Here is a 17,065-nt window from a genome sequence, read left to right as displayed (position 1 = left end):
CGGGGTTGCATCTGCGTGAGGCTCAACAATACGCAAACCAAACACCCCAATTTTAGCCTTGGATAACTCAGCGCGGACTTTCGACCATTGTTTTACCAAATACTCTTGGGTTTCGCGTGGCGATGCGTTGTTATATTTGCCGCTACAGGCGTGGTACTTAGACGGCGCAGTAACGGTGTAGAACATGCACGCCATGCCTTTTTCCTCTGCCCATTCTTTATAGCCACGAATGCGAACTATCATTTCAATGCGCCTAATTTCGGGGTTAGAAATGGAATGGTCAAAAACGTGTTTTAGGTCGATGGTTTCGCCGTCCTTGCTTTCAAGCTGCATGGACTCAACCCATTCACGTTGTGACTTTTTGCTGTGGCGGAACTCTTGAACTGCATCTTTGCTGGCATACGGGGAGACCCCTTTTTTAACCAGACCCATAGTGATATTTAAATGCTCAAGCGTGGTGTCGCGTAAACGGTTTAGTTTGCGCAACCACCATTTATCACATTGCATGCGGCGTATACCGCGTTCTAATCGGTCTGCTAGCAAATTGGTATCGCAACGCTCCCAACCCTCACTCGTAAGTTTGGATTTGGCGGCGTTAAAAGTGGCTTGATATGGGGGCGTCACCCCTTGCGACATCGTGAAATCATGCATTGCAATATAACTGGCAAAAACCAGTTGCTCAGCACCTTCAAGGGTTGTGCTTTCATCAAACTCAACAATACCCATTTGCTGGCAAATCGTGGTGATCTGCTTAGCTTTATCTTTACGGGCTTTTTTGCTGTTTAATTCGCGGATAGTAAGTGGCGAACGGTCAACAATTTCAGTGACTCGCTCAATGGTTTTTCGCAGGTAAATATTGGCTGAGCGCTCAGGGTTTTTCGCTGTCTCTGAGTTAAAGCGTTTCGCATACCCATGCGCAGCAATGCGGCGTAAGCGGTTAGTAGGTATTAGCGCCAAGCGTGATTTAACTTGCTCCGCAATCTTATCAAAACCGAACTTACCCCAACAATGCGGAGCAGCCCTAGTAATGGTAATGGGCTGCATCTTTTCGCTATTGCCGACAAGCTCCCAGCAAATGGGAAGTGAACGTGAATCAATCATTCGATTACTTCAACTTCTCTTGCCCATGCTGCGCACTCTTGCCCCGCATGGTCATAAAAGTAATATAAGTCGCGCGATAAGTCGTGCGAAACCTTGTGAACTTCAAACACCTTCCCTTTTTTGGCGCCGTGCTGCTCATCAATAGGTAAGTCTACAAGTAACTTGATTTTCATTTCACCACCCCTTCTACTTTACGAATAACCGAACCAGGAGCGCCGTTTTCTTCAAAGTATTGAATGCAGTCACTACATAACCACCAATCAACCACCTCGCCAGTTGGGGAGTTTTGCGTAACTAAACCAACGACCTCACGGCCAACGCTCTGACACATTTCACAACCCAACAATTCGTCAAGCAGCTCCTGCAGCGCCTCGCTAATATCAATCACTCCGCGCTCGTTAAGTGTGGCAATATCACAGCGAATTAATTCAACAGCCGCCGTGTTCTCCCGCACTACAGCCTTTACCTCTTCCTTTTCTTCTTGGGTTAGTTTTTGGTAACACGAAATAACACCCCAGTAGTGTTCGATTCGTTCGTTTGTTAAAACTAATAGCGATTTCATTTCGACTCGCCACTCACGAGAAATATCACTCATTTCTCTACCCCGCACTTTTCAACCACATTGCAAACGGCTTCATCCACTTTATGTGCAATGTGGTGCATGCCGCACTCGTGAAAGCTATCTACAGTGTCCAACCACAAATCGACAGATGACTGACCAACTGGGTACGTTGTCCCCTTTGTCAAAAATGACAACGTTAAACAAATCCGAATTCCGCCATTAAGATTGCTGTAATATGTGTTTGATTTCATAACACCACCCTTTTGCTTGCGCTCATTCGGTTGCGTGCTGCCATGGCTAGCGCTGATTTCAATAATTGGTTGCTGCGTTCGCCGTTGCGTTGGGCTCGCGTCTCTTGCTCAATGCGTTGCTGCTCAGCTTCGCGCTGTGCTTTGTGTGATTTGATTTGAGCGCGTAATTGGCGGACTTTCATCAGCTGGAAGTCCCAATGTGATGGCTCGGTGATTAACTCGTCGATTTCTACGATTGAATGACTCATGGTTCACCCCTCAATGACCATAAATTTATTCATTAGCGCAAGTGTCATTTGGCAGTCAGCAAGCGCGCGGTGCGCATTAAACTTTGAAGTATCAATGCCCTGTTGCTCACACGCATTGACTAGCTTTTGCCATTTAAAATCACCGTAGTAATTAACTTCGCCGTAATATTCGGCATAGTCTTTCATCACGCAGATAGAATCTGCTATTCGATTCCACAGCAATTGCTCAAAACTGATAGATTGGGAGATAATGCGCAAATCATAGTCGGCATTGTAAATGCACAGAGTTCTTCCACTGATAATGCTTTTAACTTTGGGTAGAATCTCATGAAAAGTTGGCTGGCCTTTTACCATCTCGTTTGTGATACCGTGTATCGCAATTGCCCCATCTGGGATTTCTGCCATCGGGTCAACTAGCGAATTCAGCAACGTATTACCTAAGCCGTCAATTATCGCGATTTCACACACCACAGCATCATCACCTAAGCCCGTAGTTTCTGTATCTAAAACAATGATGTCTTTTCTGTTTATTGTATTATTCATGCCCCAACCTCCAGCGCAATTTCATTGGCAATTGCCGCCATAAAGCTCACTTTTTCATCTCGCGTGGAGCTTTTGCATACCGAAACAATTGGACGCCCCAACCTCTGCCCCTTTAGAGATGAAAATGCAAATGACCCCTCCTTATCTTTGAATACCTGATGTTGAGTCTTGATATCATCCATAGTCACCTCACCACCCGTAAATTCTGCGATTTTCTCAATCACTTCATCTGGTGCTTTTCGGTAGCCGTAGGTGTAGGCCATAACTGCCGCTTCAGAGCGACCCAAAAAAAGCCCTAGCTCCTTTCTAGCGACAGCAGAATCTTTCTGAGATTTAAACCATTCAGCCAAATTCATGTTACCTCCGTATATTAGTAAAGTATTCCGTATAAATTTACCAACCCACACATTACAAAGTCAACAGAATTTACTTACAAATTGACAATTGATAATCACATCATAGGGTTGTAATATCTTTACTAGGTATAAAACACAAAGATCTCACTCATGAAACAAGCACCTTGGGCTAAGGCCGTGCAAGCCATAATGAAAAAGAAGGGAATTAAACAGCGTGACCTCATGGAGGTTTTTGACGTCCGTAGTCAAGGCGCTGTCAGCCATTACTTTAGCGGAAGAAACAACCTATCAGGTGAGCAGATAAAAAGGCTTACCTCTTTTTTGGGAGTTGACGAGAGCGTTTTCCATGAGAGTGAATTTGAGGAAGATTTCGCCACTAGATTAGATGTGGATGCTCTTACCGAGTCATTTCAAACCATCGCTAGGATAGATAATCTATCTGACACAGAAATAGTTAACTTTTTTGATGTTTATGAGAAGATGAACCCCAATAGGGTTGCGGAGGTTTACGAAGTACTTCAAAAAATAAATCAAACTAAGAAAGATGAACTTAGCACCGCTCTAATGTCATTAAAAAAGGCTCCCTAAGGAGCCTTTTTACTTACCAATTACCTCTAGCAACCTATCTCTCCTTTTCAGGAGTATAGTCCTACTTGCTAGACTATCGGCTTTATACACCTCACTCCCCAAACCCAAGGCTTTGCATTCAAGGTAGTGCTCAATATCAACAACATTCGTAAAGTCTGCTGTCGACGCTGACTCTTTATAGTGGGTATGCGAACGACTCACCTCTTTGTACGCCAGATAAGCAGTTAACAACACAACCCCAAAAACAACCATGCCAACAATAAGCTCCATCTAACCACCGTTTTTTACAAATATTCTTCATTTGTGCTTGAAATAACTCTAGGCAGAACAATACACAAAACACAAACAATAAGCAACATAACATTAACAGTGTTAATTGCGTGTGTGTAAAATAACGCAAGTTCGGATGTGCCGAATACTACTTTTTCAAGCAGCCTAATCAAGTGAATGAACACTTGCGAGGCATAGAGATAAATGACCGCTAGAGTCATCTTGCTCATTTTCAACCTGAAGTAGTTATGGTTTATACGGATAACGCACATTGCCAATATTTGAATAGCACAAAAGGCAAGGTGAAACACAGCCTTTGGCACAACCCCAACATTGTTAACAGCGTATGTATAGAGATAAGGAGTAATGTAACTCATCAACAACGAAAACAAGACTAGGTAAGTTAAGGTAACACTATTACTATCTGCCCGCCTGTAAGCAAACAAATACAGCAACCAACAAAAAACATACGCTAAAACAATATGCTCACCAAATCTTAAAAGCTGCTGCTCAACTAACGTTAACATTAGATTTCCTATTTATAGTTTACTTCACCGCTCCACCAGAGTGACTAACGCCACTCTTGCTCACTTCTGGTGACTTTTTGTCTACTGGGTCTAACCCACTCCCACTTGTACCCGCCGCAACCTTTTTGCAACTGACAACATCAATAACCGAACCTTGCTTTACAGAACTAAAACTAAGTTTTACATCTTTCATAAACCCTCTCTTGTCCATTTATATTATCAAATTACTATCAAAAAATATTTTTTACAATAAATTTTACTGTATTACTTTACAATCAAGGTAAAGTTTACATATTATTTTACTCACACCAATGGTGCAAAGTAATCATATCAAAGAACGAACATTAATCAGAGGGCTTTAAAAATGGAAACATACGTACAGCTAGGTTGGGTATTACCACCAGTATTTGAGCGATTAAAAGGGATTAAAAAGGATATGCTGGATTGTCGCCGCAAAGACGGAAAAATCCCAGAGGGGCATATATGGCGAAAAGCGCCAGACGGGCGCGTCTATTACCATTTCGAGCGTTGGAATGAATACGTAGAGAACACGCTGTAATGAGCGATTTAAAGGACTATGCCGACCAGTTCGAAGGCATTGAGATACACGGCAAATGGATTCGTATTTTTTTTAGGTTTCGCGGTGTACGTTGCCGCGAAGCACTAAAAGGCTTAAAGGTTACTAGGTCAAACATTAAGTTTGCCGTTAATAAACGCGCGGCAATTCTCCACGAAATTGCCACCAACACATTTGACTATGCCAGACACTTTCCTGATTCACAGCGCGCGCACATTTGGAGTGCGCCACAAAACGAAATTCCCACCGTTCGTGATGCGTTGGAAGTTTGGTTAAGCGTTAAAAAAACCCAAATTGCACACAGCACGCATCGTTCTTACGACAATAAAATCAAAAATCACATCCTGCCTAAGTGGGGAGCGCATAGGCTCAACCAAATAAAACAGAGTGATTTAAAGGTTTGGATTAGCGTTGACTTGGCGAACCTGAGCAATAAGACCATCAATGAGTTATTGATACCGTTTCGTGGTGTGTTTCATGATGCAAAGGCGGATAGGCTATTAGAGTTCAGCCCATTTGACTACATTGACAATTTAAAGGTGGTTAGGGATGAGCCAGACCCATTTACAAGGGAGGAAATAAACACGTTTGCAAACACGCCTACAAGCCGCCCACAGGAAGTGAATGCGTTTGTATTTTGTTGCTGGACGGGTTTGCGCCTGTCTGAGTTGTTGGCGCTAGCGTGGGAAGATGTAGACCTAGACAAAGGCACTATCAAAGTGCAGCGCGCTATCGTGCTTGGGCGCTATAAAGTACCCAAGACGCGCGGCAGTGTGCGAACGGTACATTTGCTTGCGCCAGCACTTGAAATAATACGCAAGCAATTGGCACTTAGCGCAATGTTAGCACCGCGAAAAATCACAGTGACGCAGCAGGATAATAAAACGGCTAAATCGGAGAGTGTGCGTTTTGTGTTTGTGAACTCACTTTCTCATGACGAACTAAAAGGCGAAGCCCCCTACCGTGACCGCTTTTTTAAAACCCATCTTAAAAAGGCCAAGATTCGTTATCGTGGTCCAAGTCAAGCTCGACACACTTTTGCCAGTCAATTGCTAACTGCGGGTGTTAACGAACGTTGGATTGCAAATCAAATGGGGCATACATCAACCAAGATGATTGAGCAGCATTATGGAAAATGGATGGAACAAGAAGTGCCAGATATGGCTAGTAGAGCAAGCAAATATTTAGGATTTGAAGACACTAAAATCACTCCGCGTATCCCCAAAATGTCCCCAAAATAACAAGCGAGCGTGATAAGTGATTGATTTTAAAGAGGAAAAAATGGCGGAGAGAGAGGGAGTCGAACCCTCGATACGCTATAAACGTATACACGAGTTCCAGTCGTGCGCCTTAAGCCACTCAGCCATCTCTCCGCACTGAATTGCGGGGCTAATACTATGAAAAGCCTCGCACTTTATCAAGCAGTTTTTTGCTTTTAGGATCTATTTGTCTATTAATCCTACTATTTCTGCAAGGATGCAGAAAAATCTAGCATGCGATTGAGCGAACGTAGTGCGCCTTCACGCAACTCCATATCAACGAAGACTTCTTTGCCCTGTGGGCTGATAAGCGCTTCTTCAATTGCCTGTAGGCCGTTCATTGCCATCCAAGGGCAATGGGCACAGCTACGGCATGTAGCGCCTTCACCAGCGGTTGGTGCTTCGAAGAACTCTTTCTCAGGGCAAAGTTGCTGCATTTTATAGAAGATACCGCGATCGGTAGCAACGATAAACTTCTGATTATCCATTTCTTGCGCAGCTTTAATTAACTGACTCGTTGAGCCTACTGCATCCGCTAAGTCTACGATTTCCGCAGGAGACTCAGGGTGAACCAGTACTGCGGCGTCAGGATGTAGCTGCTTCATGTCTTTAAGGGCTTTGGTTTTAAATTCATCATGAACGATACATGCACCGTTCCACATGATCATATCTGCACCCGTTTTCTTTTGAATATAAGAACCCAAGTGCTTATCCGGACCCCAGATAATTTTTTCACCTTGCTCATCAAGGTGCTCAACAATCTCAAGCGCGCAAGAAGAGGTGACAATCCAATCCGCTCTTGCTTTTACCGCAGTTGAAGTATTGGCGTATACCACCACTTTTCTGTCTGGGTATTGATCACAAAACGCAGAAAACTCGTCGATAGGGCAACCTACATCCAACGAGCAAGTTGCTTCGAGTGTTGGCATCACAACGGTTTTGTGCGGTGTCAATATTTTTGCCGTTTCGCCCATAAAGCGCACGCCGGCTACGATGATCATGTCTTTGTCTTCTTGCTTAGCGCCAAAGCGTGCCATTTCTAATGAATCAGCAACACAGCCGCCAGTTTCTTCAGCAAGTGCTTGGATCTCAGGATCAGTATAATAGTGGGCAACCAGTACCGCATTCTTTTCAACTAATAGCGCTTTGATACGCGCTTTATACTCTGCTTTTTCTTCAACGGTAAGAGGGGCAGGTTTTGGAGGGAAGATATAATCTTCCGGCATAATACGTTCAGCTAGACTCATTTCTCGACCACTAGTCCACATTGCATAATTAGGTGGAATTATACGAAAAATACAGGGGTAATCCTAGCGATTGTTTAGCTCTAAATGGCGAGTTTAAGAAAGTATTTTGAATAATATATGAAGAATAAGAGGATGGTGGGTCATGATGGACTCGAACCATCGACCAATGGATTAAAAGTCCACTGCTCTACCAACTGAGCTAATGACCCGCTCAAGCATTAAAAGTGCTATTAATTCATCCTGAAGAGGTGTTCTGGCTCGTCGTCCTGACTCGCGTTCAAAAAGCTGCGAAGCGATGCTCCGGTCTTTTTTCACCCAACTGAGCTAATGACTTGCTCAAAACTGAATTAGTATGCTTGTAAAGTGGTGGGTCATGATGGACTTGAACCATCGACCAATGGATTAAAAGTCCACTGCTCTACCAACTGAGCTAATGACCCGCTCAAGCATTAAAAGTGCTATTAATTCATCCTGAAGAGGTGTTCTGGCTCGTCGTCCTGACTCGCGTTCAAAAAGCTGCGAAGCGATGCTCCGGTCTTTTTTCACCCAACTGAGCTAATGACCCGCTCAAGATTGAATTCGTATGCTTGTAAAATGGTGGGTCATGATGGACTCGAACCATCGACCAATGGATTAAAAGTCCACTGCTCTACCAACTGAGCTAATGACCCGCTCAAACATTAAAAGTGCCATTAATTCATCCTGAAGAGGTGTTCCAGCTCGTCGTCCTGACTCGCGTTCAAAAAGCTGCAAAGCGATGCTTCGGTCTTTTTTCACCCAACTGAGCTAATGACCCGCTCAAATATGAATTATAAAGCTTGTAAAGTGGTGGGTCATGATGGACTTGAACCATCGACCAATGGATTAAAAGTCCACTGCTCTACCAACTGAGCTAATGACCCGCTCAAGCATTAAAAGTGCCATTAATTCATCCTGAAGAGGTGTTCCGGCTCGTCGTCCTGACTCGCGTTCAAAAAGCTGCGAAGCGATGCTTCGGTCTTTTTTCACCCAACTGAGCTAATGACCCGCTCAGAATCGAATTCGCAAGCTTATTAAGTGGTGGGTCATGATGGACTCGAACCATCGACCAATGGATTAAAAGTCCACTGCTCTACCAACTGAGCTAATGACCCGCTCAAAATCGAATTCGCAAGCTTATAAGTGGTGGGTCATGATGGACTTGAACCATCGACCAATGGATTAAAAGTCCACTGCTCTACCAACTGAGCTAATGACCCGCTCAAAATCGAATTCGCAAGCTTATAAATGGTGGGTCATGATGGACTCGAACCATCGACCAATGGATTAAAAGTCCACTGCTCTACCAACTGAGCTAATGACCCGCTCAAACATGAATTCTAAAGCTTATAAGTGGTGGGTCATGATGGACTCGAACCATCGACCAATGGATTAAAAGTCCACTGCTCTACCAACTGAGCTAATGACCCACTTAACGCAGCAGTTTTTTGTTACCAATCGCCTGCTGCGGGCGCTTATAATACTTATTTAAATTTTGAGTGCAACTGAAATAGCTAGTTTTTTTCACTTTTTATGACTAAGCGCCTAATTTTAAGGCACTCAGCTCAAAAAGTGATAACTACATCTTCGCTAAACGCTCTGTTGCCAATTTTGCAGGCGTCGTACTTGGATACTCTTTAATCAATTTATTAAGGAGTGTCTTCGCTTCTGCTGCTTGTCCCTGTTTATGTATAATAGTGCCCAGCTTTAACATCGCTTCTGGACGTTTATTCGATTCAGGGAAATTATCAACAACGGTTGCGAAATGAGACTTAGCTTTACCATCGTCAGATTTTATTAAGAATAGCTGACCTAACCAGTAATGCGCGTTCGGCACATATACTGAGTTTGGATACTGCTGCAAGAAACTTTGAAACTCAGGGATCGCCGCATCGTAGCGTTTATCCTTCATTATCATGTTTACAGTACGGTCGTACGCTTCATTCTCTGATAGATTACTGCTAAATGCTTGTTCGGGCGTAACATCTGGCGTTGCCGCAGCAGTTGTTTTTGACTGGTCGTAAGCTTGGCTAACGCGATTTTCAATCTCTTGATACAGCTCACGTTGACGTTGTAGCACTTTTTCAAGCTTATAGCTTTGCTCTTCCGTCACACCGCGTACTTGGCTTACTTCTTCTTGCAGCAGATTAAGTTGTTGCTGTAGCTCAGCCTGTAGCAAATTGCGAGTTCTCATCATACTCTCAAGTTGAGAGACTCGTTCTTCCAGTGTTTGATTTGAATTTGCAGCTTCTGAAACAGGAGCGGGAGCAGCCCAAACTTGGGCGCTCCCGCTCATGAGTAAGAATGCTGCCAAAATAGTATTCGGCTTCATAATAACTCTTTCTTAGTACACCAATACCGCGCGGCGGTTCTTAGCGAATGCTTCTTCTGTACGTGACTTCACTAAAGGTTTCTCTTCACCGTAGCTCACTACAGAAATTTGGCTGTCAGAAACACCAAGGCTTTGAAGGTACTTAGCTACTGCCTTACCACGGCTTTCACCTAGCGCGATGTTGTACTCAGGCGTACCACGCTCGTCTGCGTGACCTTCTACTAGTACTTTCACACTTGGGTTTTTCACTAGGAAATCAGCGTGCGCTTGAAGTAATTCGGCGTACTTACTCTGAATAGTAGATTTATCGAAATCGAAGTATACGATCTGTTCTTGACGTAGTGCTTCGTATTTCTCTCGTAGTTTTTCTTCTGCTGATTTCTCACGAGAAATAGTGTTTACGTCAACAGTGTTATTATCTTGATTGGTTGCCGCTTGATTGCTTTCGCTCGCCGCGCCCTCGTCAACACTTGAAGATGAGCTACATGCTGCAAGTGTCATCACTGGCAACGCGACCATTAAGGCTTTTAGAGTTTTGTTAAGTTGCATCGAGTATATTCCTATATCTTTATAAATCTAACCAGCAAAATTACTGTAAAAACGGCGACCAGGCTGGTGCCTTAACTTGGCCATCCAAGACAGGTAACCTTGCCTTAAAACGACCATCCATAGACACCAATGCCAATACCTGCTTATTATTGTGCAAGGTGCTGTATATTATCATCGAGCCATTTGGTGCAATACTCGGAGACTCATCTAATCTCGTACGAGTGAGAACTTGAAACAGCCCGGAATCTAATTCTTTTTTCGCAATGTGGTAACGGCCAAGCGTGCGGTTAACCATAATCAGACGCTTTCCATCTGGTGTGATCGAACCTGCTAAGTTCATGTCGCCGTCGAACGTCACTCGCTTAGACCTACCAGTTTTTAAATTTAACTTATAAATCTGAGCATTACCACCCCTTTCAGATGTATACACAATTTCTTGACCGTTTGGGTGCCAAGAAGGCTCAGTATCTATACTACGGTGTCGAGTTAAGCGTGTTTCTTGACGAGTTTTAAGGTCAATTAGATAAACTTCTGTCGCACCACCTGAGTCCTTAGAGAGTACCGCAAGTAATTTAGTTCCATCAGGAGAAAACTGTGGCGCACCATTAATACCTGGATGGCTAGTGATCAGTTCACGCTTTCCTGTATAGATATCTTGAATGTAAATTTGGGATTGGCGATTTTCAAAAGTCACGTACGCAAGTTTGTTTGCATCTGGCGACCAAGCAGGCGACATTAACGGCTCTTTTGAGCGCAATAACACCTGCTCGTTGTAACCATCATAATCGGCAACAACTAATTGGTATGGCTTATCCTGTCCGTCACGCACGATAATGTAGGCAATCTTAGTTCTAAATGCGCCTCGCTCACCTGTTAAAGCTTCATATACTACGTCGCTAATTTGGTGCGCGTAATTTCTAAAGCCTGTACTGCTAACAATACTTTGGCGTCCTTCAAGCACATGATCGTCGCTTTGCATTAAGCGACCATTCGACATTATGCGAGTTTCACCACCGGTCAGCTGTGCTCTGATCACGTCAATCAGTTCATACTTTACCAAGTAACGTCCAGCAGATTGCTGGGTCACGGTGCCTACAACTACCGCTTCAACCCCTGCATCGACCCATGCAGCGTAGTCGATTTCCGAGTCAGTTGTTGGTAATTGAGGCATGTCAGCCTCGGCAACAGGCTTAAATTTACCGCTGCGCATCAAGTCTGCAGAAATAACGTCACTTAAACTCGACGGCATTTCACCAGTGCCATTATATTTAAATGGTACAATTGCGATGGGTCTAGCACTGTCTACCCCTTCTGTTATCACAATTTCAAGTGCGGCTTGCGCAAACTGTGAAACACCCAGAGTAAAAACCAGCAATAAGGTTGTGAACTTCTTTAGCATGTTCGTCCTTTAAAAATTTGGTTTAATTGTTAAATTGATATTCTTAAGCTGTTCAAACACGTCTTTATCTTTAGAAACAGGTAAAGTATCTGCCATTTTCACAGCACGGATAGCGGCTTCACATACAAGCTTATCGCCACCCAATGACTCTACATGCGTCACAAGGCCATTAAAGGCAAGACGAATGTTTACTCGGCATTGTTTACCTTTCATTGTTTCATCAATAAGCAAGTTTGCTTGAATGCGTTGCATAATAAGCGCTTTAAACTTATCCACTTCGCTCAATACTTGCTGTTGACGGATCTTAGCTCTTGCTGCCTGCTCTTTGGCAAGCTGGTCACGCAGCATTTGTTCTTCAAGTGCCTTTTGACGTTGACGCTCCGCTTCTTCCGCTTTTCGTTTTTCCTCAGCTTCGCGACGTTTCCTCGCCTCTTCGGCCTTTCTTAAGCGATCTTCCTCAGCTTGGCGTTGGGCAGCAGCCTTTTTAGCAGCTTCTTCCGCAGCGGCTTTTTCAGCTCTCGCTTTATCAGCCTGTTCACGTTGCTTTTTCTCAATTTCGCGAGCGCGTTTAGCTTGCGCCTCAGCTTGGCGAGTCTCTTCCAACTTAGCTTGACGCTCTTGCTCCAGCTTTTTTATGCGCCGAGCTTCGGCTTCACGGTCTTTTCTAGCTTGCTGTGCTCGCTGTTCAAGATCGCGAATACGGCGATCTTCAGCAGCTTGCTTTTCTTCTTCACGCTTCTTTAAATCAGCAATCTTTTTCTCAACCGCTTGCTGATCAACCGACACTGCAGAAACCGCCCTTTCAGGCTTTTGATCTTTCTGCTGTGGATTTAAGGTGACTTCCATCACAGTAGGTGTTTCAACTTGAAAATTTGCCGTAGCAAATAGCAGACCGCCAATCGCGCCATGAAGCAATACTGACTTAACTACGCTGCTAGATAATGAACTCATTACTCATCCTCAAATGATTTAGTCATTAAGCCAACAGAAGGAACACCCGCTTTTTTCAAGAAGTCCATTAAATAGAGTACTTCTTGATATGACACTCTGCCTGAACCTTTGATCATCACAGGAGTATCTGGATTTTGTTCTAACTTTAGTTTAATCACCGCAGCTACTTCTACGGCATCCATCGGTGCTTCAGGATCGGTACCGACAGTAACAAAATAGCGACCTTCAGCATCAATGGTGGCAATAATCGGTGGCGAGTCTTTGGTTTCAACCAATTCAGACTCTTCCATCTGAGGTAAGTCTACTTTTACGCCGTGTTGGATAAGTGGAGCCGTTGCCATAAAAATGATTAACAGCACCAACATAACATCAATATAAGGAACGACGTTGATCTCCGCGACGGGACGACGTCTCTTACGCTGATACATTTTGTTTTGCCTCTACTTGTGTTGCAGCCTGACGATAAAGAATGTTAGCGAACTCTTCCATAAAGTTAATGTACTGAGTTTCTAGCTTTTCTACATTTTTGGCAAATCGGTTATACGCCATAACCGCTGGAATTGCCGCAAACAGACCCATGGCTGTTGCAATCAACGCCTCAGCAATACCTGGTGCAACCATTTGCAGTGTCGCTTGTTTCACTTCGCCAAGCGCGATGAAAGCATTCATGATCCCCCAAACGGTACCAAATAGACCGATATAAGGACTGATAGAGCCAACTGTCGCTAAGAAAGAGAGGCTTGATTCTAACTTTTCAATTTCACGAGAAAGCGCGACACGCATTGAACGGTGAGTACCTTCAACAACAATCGAAGGAGATTGGATATTGCCTTTTTTATGCTTTGCAAATTCTTTAAAGCCGGATACAAATAACGCTTCTAACCCTGTTGCACTACCAGCCCTTGCAGCTATTTCATTATAGAGTTTGCTAAGATCCATACCGGACCAAAATTTTTGCTCGAAATTCTTTGATTGGCTTTGGGCTTGAGAAATGACAGTTTTACGTTGAAAAATAATTGCCCAAGAAGCAATAGACAATCCCACCAGGGTCAACATTACAAGTTGTACCAAAAAACTGGCTTTTAAAATTAGATCGACAAAATTTAGTCCCGATTCCACGTTATTATACTCCCAAAAGTGTTTCGGCAATGGTAGCCATTTATATTCTTGCGCTCTACTGAGCAATATCTAGAAATAGACTAGATTTACTACCAAAAGGTTCAGCTAGTTTAACCACACTACAAATACCTTACAATCTCAATACTGCGAATTCATTGTATTTGACGATAAATAGAGCAAAACAGTGTAACTCCCTTTGCTTTACCCAAACTTAAGCAAATTCGGCAATCTCCATCACAGTCTCTAAATATGACCCAAAACTGCATAAAATAGGAGTTTTATGCACAAATAGAGAATAAAACCTCAAAAAACAAATTGGTCTTACCAATTAACAACAGATTATCTAATATTTACATTTTGCGCATTTAACATACAACCCCATATTTTACATGAACTTATACAAATACATCGCCACATTTAAGCTCACTTTTTAGCCTCAATAAAAATTCTGATATTAGTTTTTTTTATCTGAAAAAAGAATTTTTCTAGTTTGATGAAAAACCAAAACCTCTTTAATATACACCCTGTACTGAGCGAGCAGCTGAAGTTTCAGCAAAGCACAGTTACTTGCAATAGGATTCTGATTTTTCGTATTGCTTAGATGATGCATTTTGTGGATAAAACCCAAAGTAACTCATCTTGTTCCCTGGATTACTTCCTTCAACTTGTTGTTTTGCCCGCATTATTTGCGGGCTTTTTTTTGCCTGAAATTTGGTGCACGCCCCTTATTACTCTCCTCGTTTTCTTTAACACTCGATTATTTTGCGGTTTTTATTTAGCACTTGGTTTAAAGGACGAGGCAATCTACAAATAGTTTAAGCAACGTATAACACACAGGTAAATTACTTCAGCGGTAATGAATCTTGCTTGAATTGAGCTGATACAAAATTATGGATTTATGCAAACGTGATTTGCAAAACTCTAATGTAGAAATGAAATAGCCGAGTGAATACTCGGCTATGAAGAACAAAGGTGTTTGTTACCCAGCTTGGATTATTCTGGCTTGCTTAGCTCAAAATGCATATAGGCTTTATCAGAGACAATACGTCCTCTTGGCGTGCGTTGAATAAAGCCTTGTTGGATCAAAAATGGTTCTATCACATCTTCGATGGTTTCTTTTTCTTCTCCAATCGCCGCAGCAAGGTTATCAAGACCAACCGGGCCACCGGTAAACTTTTCTATGATTGCCAGCAGATATTTGCGATCCATATAATCGAAGCCACATTTATCAACATCGACCATATCCAGCGCCAAGTGTGCAATCTCTTCAGTGATAGAGCCATCGCCCTTCACTTCAGCAAAGTCTCTTACCCTGCGTAGTAAACGATTTGCTATTCGTGGTGTACCGCGCGCTCGACGCGCCACTTCAGTTGCACCCGACTCGCTGATCTCTAGATTTAAATGATGCGCTGAGCGCGTTACAATCGAAGACAAATCCGCAACCGAGTAAAACTCCAAGCGCTGCACAATACCAAAACGATCTCTTAATGGTGAGGTTAATGAGCCGGCACGTGTCGTTGCGCCAACCAAAGTAAAAGGCGGTAAATCCAGTTTAATCGAGCGTGCTGCAGGGCCTTCACCAATCATGATGTCCAATTGGTAGTCTTCCATAGCGGGATAGAGAATTTCTTCCACCTGAGGACTTAAACGATGGATCTCATCAATAAATAACACATCCCCTTCTTCAAGGTTAGTGAGCAATGCGGCCAAGTCTCCCGCTTTTTCAAGCACAGGTCCCGAGGTGGTTTTTATATTAACCTCAAGCTCGTTTGCGACAATGTTCGCAAGCGTGGTTTTACCTAAACCCGGCGGACCAAATATCAGCAAGTGATCTAAGGCTTCCTGTCTTGAACGTGCCGCCGCTATAAAAATTTCCATTTGCTTTTTGACATGCGGCTGACCGGTATAATCATTTAGTAATTTAGGTCTAATCGCCCTATCTACTAAATCTTCATTACCTTGGATCTCAGGTTCAATTAATCTATCTGCTTCAATCATAGTTACATCATCGATTTAAGAGCGTCTTTAATGATACTCTCGGTCGTCATGCCTTCTCTGTTTACGGCTTTTACCGCTTTTTGTGCTTGAACTTGTTTATACCCTAATGCCATTAAGGCTGCAATCGCTTCATCTGCTGGGGTATCACTTACCGTCGGATGCTCTTGCGGCGCAAGTACAGCGGCATCGCTAAACGGTGTGAGTAAGTCATTGCCAAAGTCTTTTAGCTTATCTTTCATTTCAAGCACTAGGCGCTCAGCGGTCTTTTTACCAACTCCTGGGATCTTAACCAAAGTCGTTGCATCGCCATGATTCACGCAGCTAACAAATTGCTCTGCCGACATGCCCGACAAAATTGCAAGTCCGAGCTTTGGACCGACTCCGTTTGCTTTAATTAACGTGCGAAACAATGCACGTGCTATCTTGGTATTAAAACCAAACAGTAACTGCGCATCTTCACGCACCACAAAGTGAGTAAATACGGAAACCGGCTCGCCCACGCTCGGTAATTCATAAAAACAGGTCATTGGCATTTGTACCTCATAACCTATACCTGCAACATCAATTAATATCTCTGGTGGCTGCTTTTCTAACAGTGTTCCGCTTAATTTTCCTATCATCGTTATCTCAACCTTCCTCTTACGGTTTTACGCGCTGCGCCTGCCATTTTTATTAAGTTTTGCCTTGAGTGCGCGTGACAAATCGCCACCGCCAACGCATCTGCTGCATCAGCTTGGGGTGTGCCTGGCAATTTTAATATGCGCTTTACCATTTCCTGTACTTGGGCTTTGTCTGCACCACCGGTACCCGCAACGGCTTGTTTAACTTGCCTTGCCGAATATTCACTCACAACCACTGACTGCATGGTCGCTGCAACAATGGCCGCACCTCGCGCTTGACCAAGTTTTAAGGCTGAGCTTGGATTATGCGCAACGAACACTTGCTCAATCGCAAAGTCGCTCGGCGAAAACTGCTCTATGAGCTGTGTGATCCCTTGATAGATCATTTTTAATCGAGTGGGAAAGTCATGTTCACCAACTTTAATGCAACCGCTCCCCAAATATTGGAACTTTGCACCTTGGTGAGCAATCACACCATAGCCTGTAAATCTTGACCCCGGATCAATTCCTAAAATGACAGCCAAACGCATCGTCTCTTGGTTTTTTGGTT

Annotated in this window: 23 protein-coding genes and 9 tRNA genes; 3 read left to right on the top strand and 29 right to left on the bottom strand. The window is 43.5% G+C overall.

What is annotated here, in order from left to right; translation table 11 throughout:
* The 7 genes from DS891_RS14055 to DS891_RS14025 form a co-directional block, all read right to left on the bottom strand.
* Window positions 1-1,101: replication endonuclease (locus DS891_RS14055; protein ID WP_217448644.1), on the bottom strand; the 1,101-nt coding region annotated here is incomplete at its 3' end.
* On the bottom strand, window positions 1,098-1,274 hold the full coding sequence (locus DS891_RS14050) for a hypothetical protein (RefSeq protein ID WP_174170108.1): 177 nt from the start codon (window positions 1,272-1,274) through the stop codon (window positions 1,098-1,100). The genes DS891_RS14055 and DS891_RS14050, both read right to left, overlap by 4 nt.
* On the bottom strand, window positions 1,271-1,696 hold the full coding sequence (locus DS891_RS14045; protein WP_174170107.1) for a hypothetical protein: 426 nt from the start codon (window positions 1,694-1,696) through the stop codon (window positions 1,271-1,273). Before DS891_RS14045 ends, DS891_RS14050 begins: the two co-directional genes overlap by 4 nt.
* On the bottom strand, window positions 1,693-1,914 hold the full coding sequence (locus tag DS891_RS14040; RefSeq protein ID WP_174170106.1) for a hypothetical protein: 222 nt from the start codon (window positions 1,912-1,914) through the stop codon (window positions 1,693-1,695). The genes DS891_RS14045 and DS891_RS14040 overlap by 4 nt, the downstream gene beginning before the upstream one ends.
* On the bottom strand, window positions 1,911-2,162 hold the full coding sequence (locus tag DS891_RS14035; RefSeq protein WP_174170105.1) for a hypothetical protein: 252 nt from the start codon (window positions 2,160-2,162) through the stop codon (window positions 1,911-1,913). The genes DS891_RS14040 and DS891_RS14035 overlap by 4 nt, the downstream gene beginning before the upstream one ends.
* A 3-nt stretch (window positions 2,163-2,165) precedes the next feature.
* Entirely contained in the window at window positions 2,166-2,705 is a 540-nt protein-coding gene (locus DS891_RS14030) for a 3'-5' exonuclease (protein ID WP_174170104.1), read from the bottom strand.
* Window positions 2,702-3,061, bottom strand: coding sequence for a hypothetical protein (locus DS891_RS14025; protein ID WP_174170103.1), 360 nt, complete (start codon window positions 3,059-3,061; stop codon window positions 2,702-2,704). The genes DS891_RS14030 and DS891_RS14025 overlap by 4 nt, the downstream gene beginning before the upstream one ends.
* Before the next feature lie 150 nt (window positions 3,062-3,211).
* On the opposite strand from DS891_RS14025, the gene DS891_RS14020 reads away from it, so the two are divergent.
* Entirely contained in the window at window positions 3,212-3,649 is a 438-nt protein-coding gene (locus tag DS891_RS14020) for a helix-turn-helix transcriptional regulator (RefSeq protein ID WP_174170102.1), read from the top strand.
* A 9-nt stretch (window positions 3,650-3,658) separates the two neighbouring features.
* Here the strand turns inward: DS891_RS14020 and DS891_RS14015 are convergent, their stop codons facing one another.
* Genes DS891_RS14015 through DS891_RS14005 form a run of 3 tightly spaced genes read right to left on the bottom strand, consistent with a single transcriptional unit; the run spans window position 3,659 to window position 4,639 of the window.
* Window positions 3,659-3,919: a hypothetical protein gene (locus DS891_RS14015; RefSeq protein ID WP_174170101.1), complete on the bottom strand. Its 261-nt coding sequence runs from the start codon at window positions 3,917-3,919 to the stop codon at window positions 3,659-3,661.
* Window positions 3,920-3,933: 14 nt separating this feature from the next.
* Window positions 3,934-4,446 (bottom strand): hypothetical protein, encoded by a 513-nt coding sequence (locus DS891_RS14010; protein WP_174170100.1) that lies wholly within the window; start codon window positions 4,444-4,446, stop codon window positions 3,934-3,936.
* A gap of 19 nt (window positions 4,447-4,465) precedes the next feature.
* A complete protein-coding gene (locus DS891_RS14005; protein WP_174170099.1) occupies window positions 4,466-4,639 on the bottom strand; it encodes a hypothetical protein in 174 nt (57 codons plus the stop codon).
* A 171-nt stretch (window positions 4,640-4,810) separates the two neighbouring features.
* Between DS891_RS14005 and DS891_RS14000 the strand changes: the two genes are divergently transcribed.
* Together DS891_RS14000 and DS891_RS13995 are read left to right on the top strand one after the other, a co-directional pair.
* On the top strand, window positions 4,811-5,005 hold the full coding sequence (locus DS891_RS14000) for an excisionase (protein WP_099028856.1): 195 nt from the start codon (window positions 4,811-4,813) through the stop codon (window positions 5,003-5,005).
* Window positions 5,005-6,264, top strand: a complete 1,260-nt coding sequence (locus tag DS891_RS13995) for a DUF3596 domain-containing protein (protein WP_099028857.1) — start codon at window positions 5,005-5,007, stop codon at window positions 6,262-6,264. Before DS891_RS14000 ends, DS891_RS13995 begins: the two co-directional genes overlap by 1 nt.
* A gap of 41 nt (window positions 6,265-6,305) precedes the next feature.
* On the opposite strand, the gene DS891_RS13990 is transcribed toward DS891_RS13995, so the two are convergent.
* From DS891_RS13990 to ruvC, 19 genes are all read right to left on the bottom strand, one after another.
* Window positions 6,306-6,396: transfer RNA gene (locus DS891_RS13990), tRNA-Ser, on the bottom strand.
* A gap of 89 nt (window positions 6,397-6,485) precedes the next feature.
* A complete protein-coding gene (gene nadA, locus DS891_RS13985) occupies window positions 6,486-7,529 on the bottom strand; it encodes a quinolinate synthase NadA (protein WP_010605119.1) in 1,044 nt (347 codons plus the stop codon).
* Between the two features lie 133 nt (window positions 7,530-7,662).
* Window positions 7,663-7,738: transfer RNA gene (locus DS891_RS13980), tRNA-Lys, on the bottom strand.
* Between the two features lie 155 nt (window positions 7,739-7,893).
* Window positions 7,894-7,969, bottom strand: a tRNA-Lys gene (locus DS891_RS13975).
* A gap of 155 nt (window positions 7,970-8,124) precedes the next feature.
* Window positions 8,125-8,200 (bottom strand) — tRNA-Lys (locus DS891_RS13970).
* A 155-nt stretch (window positions 8,201-8,355) separates the two neighbouring features.
* Window positions 8,356-8,431: transfer RNA gene (locus tag DS891_RS13965), tRNA-Lys, on the bottom strand.
* A gap of 155 nt (window positions 8,432-8,586) precedes the next feature.
* Window positions 8,587-8,662, bottom strand: a tRNA-Lys gene (locus tag DS891_RS13960).
* Window positions 8,663-8,691: 29 nt separating this feature from the next.
* Window positions 8,692-8,767: transfer RNA gene (locus DS891_RS13955), tRNA-Lys, on the bottom strand.
* Between the two features lie 29 nt (window positions 8,768-8,796).
* A tRNA-Lys gene (locus tag DS891_RS13950) sits at window positions 8,797-8,872 on the bottom strand.
* A gap of 29 nt (window positions 8,873-8,901) precedes the next feature.
* A tRNA-Lys gene (locus DS891_RS13945) sits at window positions 8,902-8,977 on the bottom strand.
* Between the two features lie 149 nt (window positions 8,978-9,126).
* On the bottom strand, window positions 9,127-9,879 hold the full coding sequence (gene ybgF, locus DS891_RS13940) for a tol-pal system protein YbgF (RefSeq protein ID WP_174170098.1): 753 nt from the start codon (window positions 9,877-9,879) through the stop codon (window positions 9,127-9,129).
* 12 nt (window positions 9,880-9,891) lie between these two features.
* Entirely contained in the window at window positions 9,892-10,428 is a 537-nt protein-coding gene (gene pal / locus DS891_RS13935) for a peptidoglycan-associated lipoprotein Pal (RefSeq protein ID WP_010605122.1), read from the bottom strand.
* A 40-nt stretch (window positions 10,429-10,468) separates the two neighbouring features.
* On the bottom strand, window positions 10,469-11,827 hold the full coding sequence (tolB, locus tag DS891_RS13930) for a Tol-Pal system beta propeller repeat protein TolB (RefSeq protein WP_010605123.1): 1,359 nt from the start codon (window positions 11,825-11,827) through the stop codon (window positions 10,469-10,471).
* A gap of 9 nt (window positions 11,828-11,836) precedes the next feature.
* Window positions 11,837-12,778: a cell envelope integrity protein TolA gene (gene tolA / locus DS891_RS13925; RefSeq protein WP_010605124.1), complete on the bottom strand. Its 942-nt coding sequence runs from the start codon at window positions 12,776-12,778 to the stop codon at window positions 11,837-11,839.
* Window positions 12,778-13,206, bottom strand: coding sequence for a protein TolR (tolR, locus tag DS891_RS13920; protein ID WP_010377593.1), 429 nt, complete (start codon window positions 13,204-13,206; stop codon window positions 12,778-12,780). The genes tolA and tolR overlap by 1 nt, the downstream gene beginning before the upstream one ends.
* The gene (tolQ, locus tag DS891_RS13915) at window positions 13,193-13,897 is read right to left on the bottom strand and encodes a protein TolQ (RefSeq protein ID WP_010605125.1); all 705 of its coding nucleotides are present in this window, start codon (window positions 13,895-13,897) and stop codon (window positions 13,193-13,195) included. The genes tolR and tolQ overlap by 14 nt, the downstream gene beginning before the upstream one ends.
* A gap of 993 nt (window positions 13,898-14,890) precedes the next feature.
* The gene (ruvB, locus tag DS891_RS13910) at window positions 14,891-15,895 is read right to left on the bottom strand and encodes a Holliday junction branch migration DNA helicase RuvB (RefSeq protein WP_010605126.1); all 1,005 of its coding nucleotides are present in this window, start codon (window positions 15,893-15,895) and stop codon (window positions 14,891-14,893) included.
* A 2-nt stretch (window positions 15,896-15,897) separates the two neighbouring features.
* Window positions 15,898-16,515 (bottom strand): Holliday junction branch migration protein RuvA, encoded by a 618-nt coding sequence (ruvA, locus tag DS891_RS13905; protein ID WP_010605127.1) that lies wholly within the window; start codon window positions 16,513-16,515, stop codon window positions 15,898-15,900.
* Window positions 16,516-16,517: 2 nt separating this feature from the next.
* Window positions 16,518-17,039 carry a crossover junction endodeoxyribonuclease RuvC gene (gene ruvC / locus DS891_RS13900; RefSeq protein ID WP_010605128.1) on the bottom strand — a complete coding sequence of 174 codons (522 nt, stop codon included), beginning with the start codon at window positions 17,037-17,039 and terminating at the stop codon, window positions 16,518-16,520.
* Window positions 17,040-17,065: the final 26 nt, after the last annotated feature.

It is taken from the genome of Pseudoalteromonas sp. JC28, assembly GCF_013319255.1.
In the GTDB taxonomy this organism is placed as follows: domain Bacteria; phylum Pseudomonadota; class Gammaproteobacteria; order Enterobacterales; family Alteromonadaceae; genus Pseudoalteromonas.
Note: the sequence above shows the minus strand (reverse complement) of the source record. Positions and strands in the feature narration are given on the sequence as shown.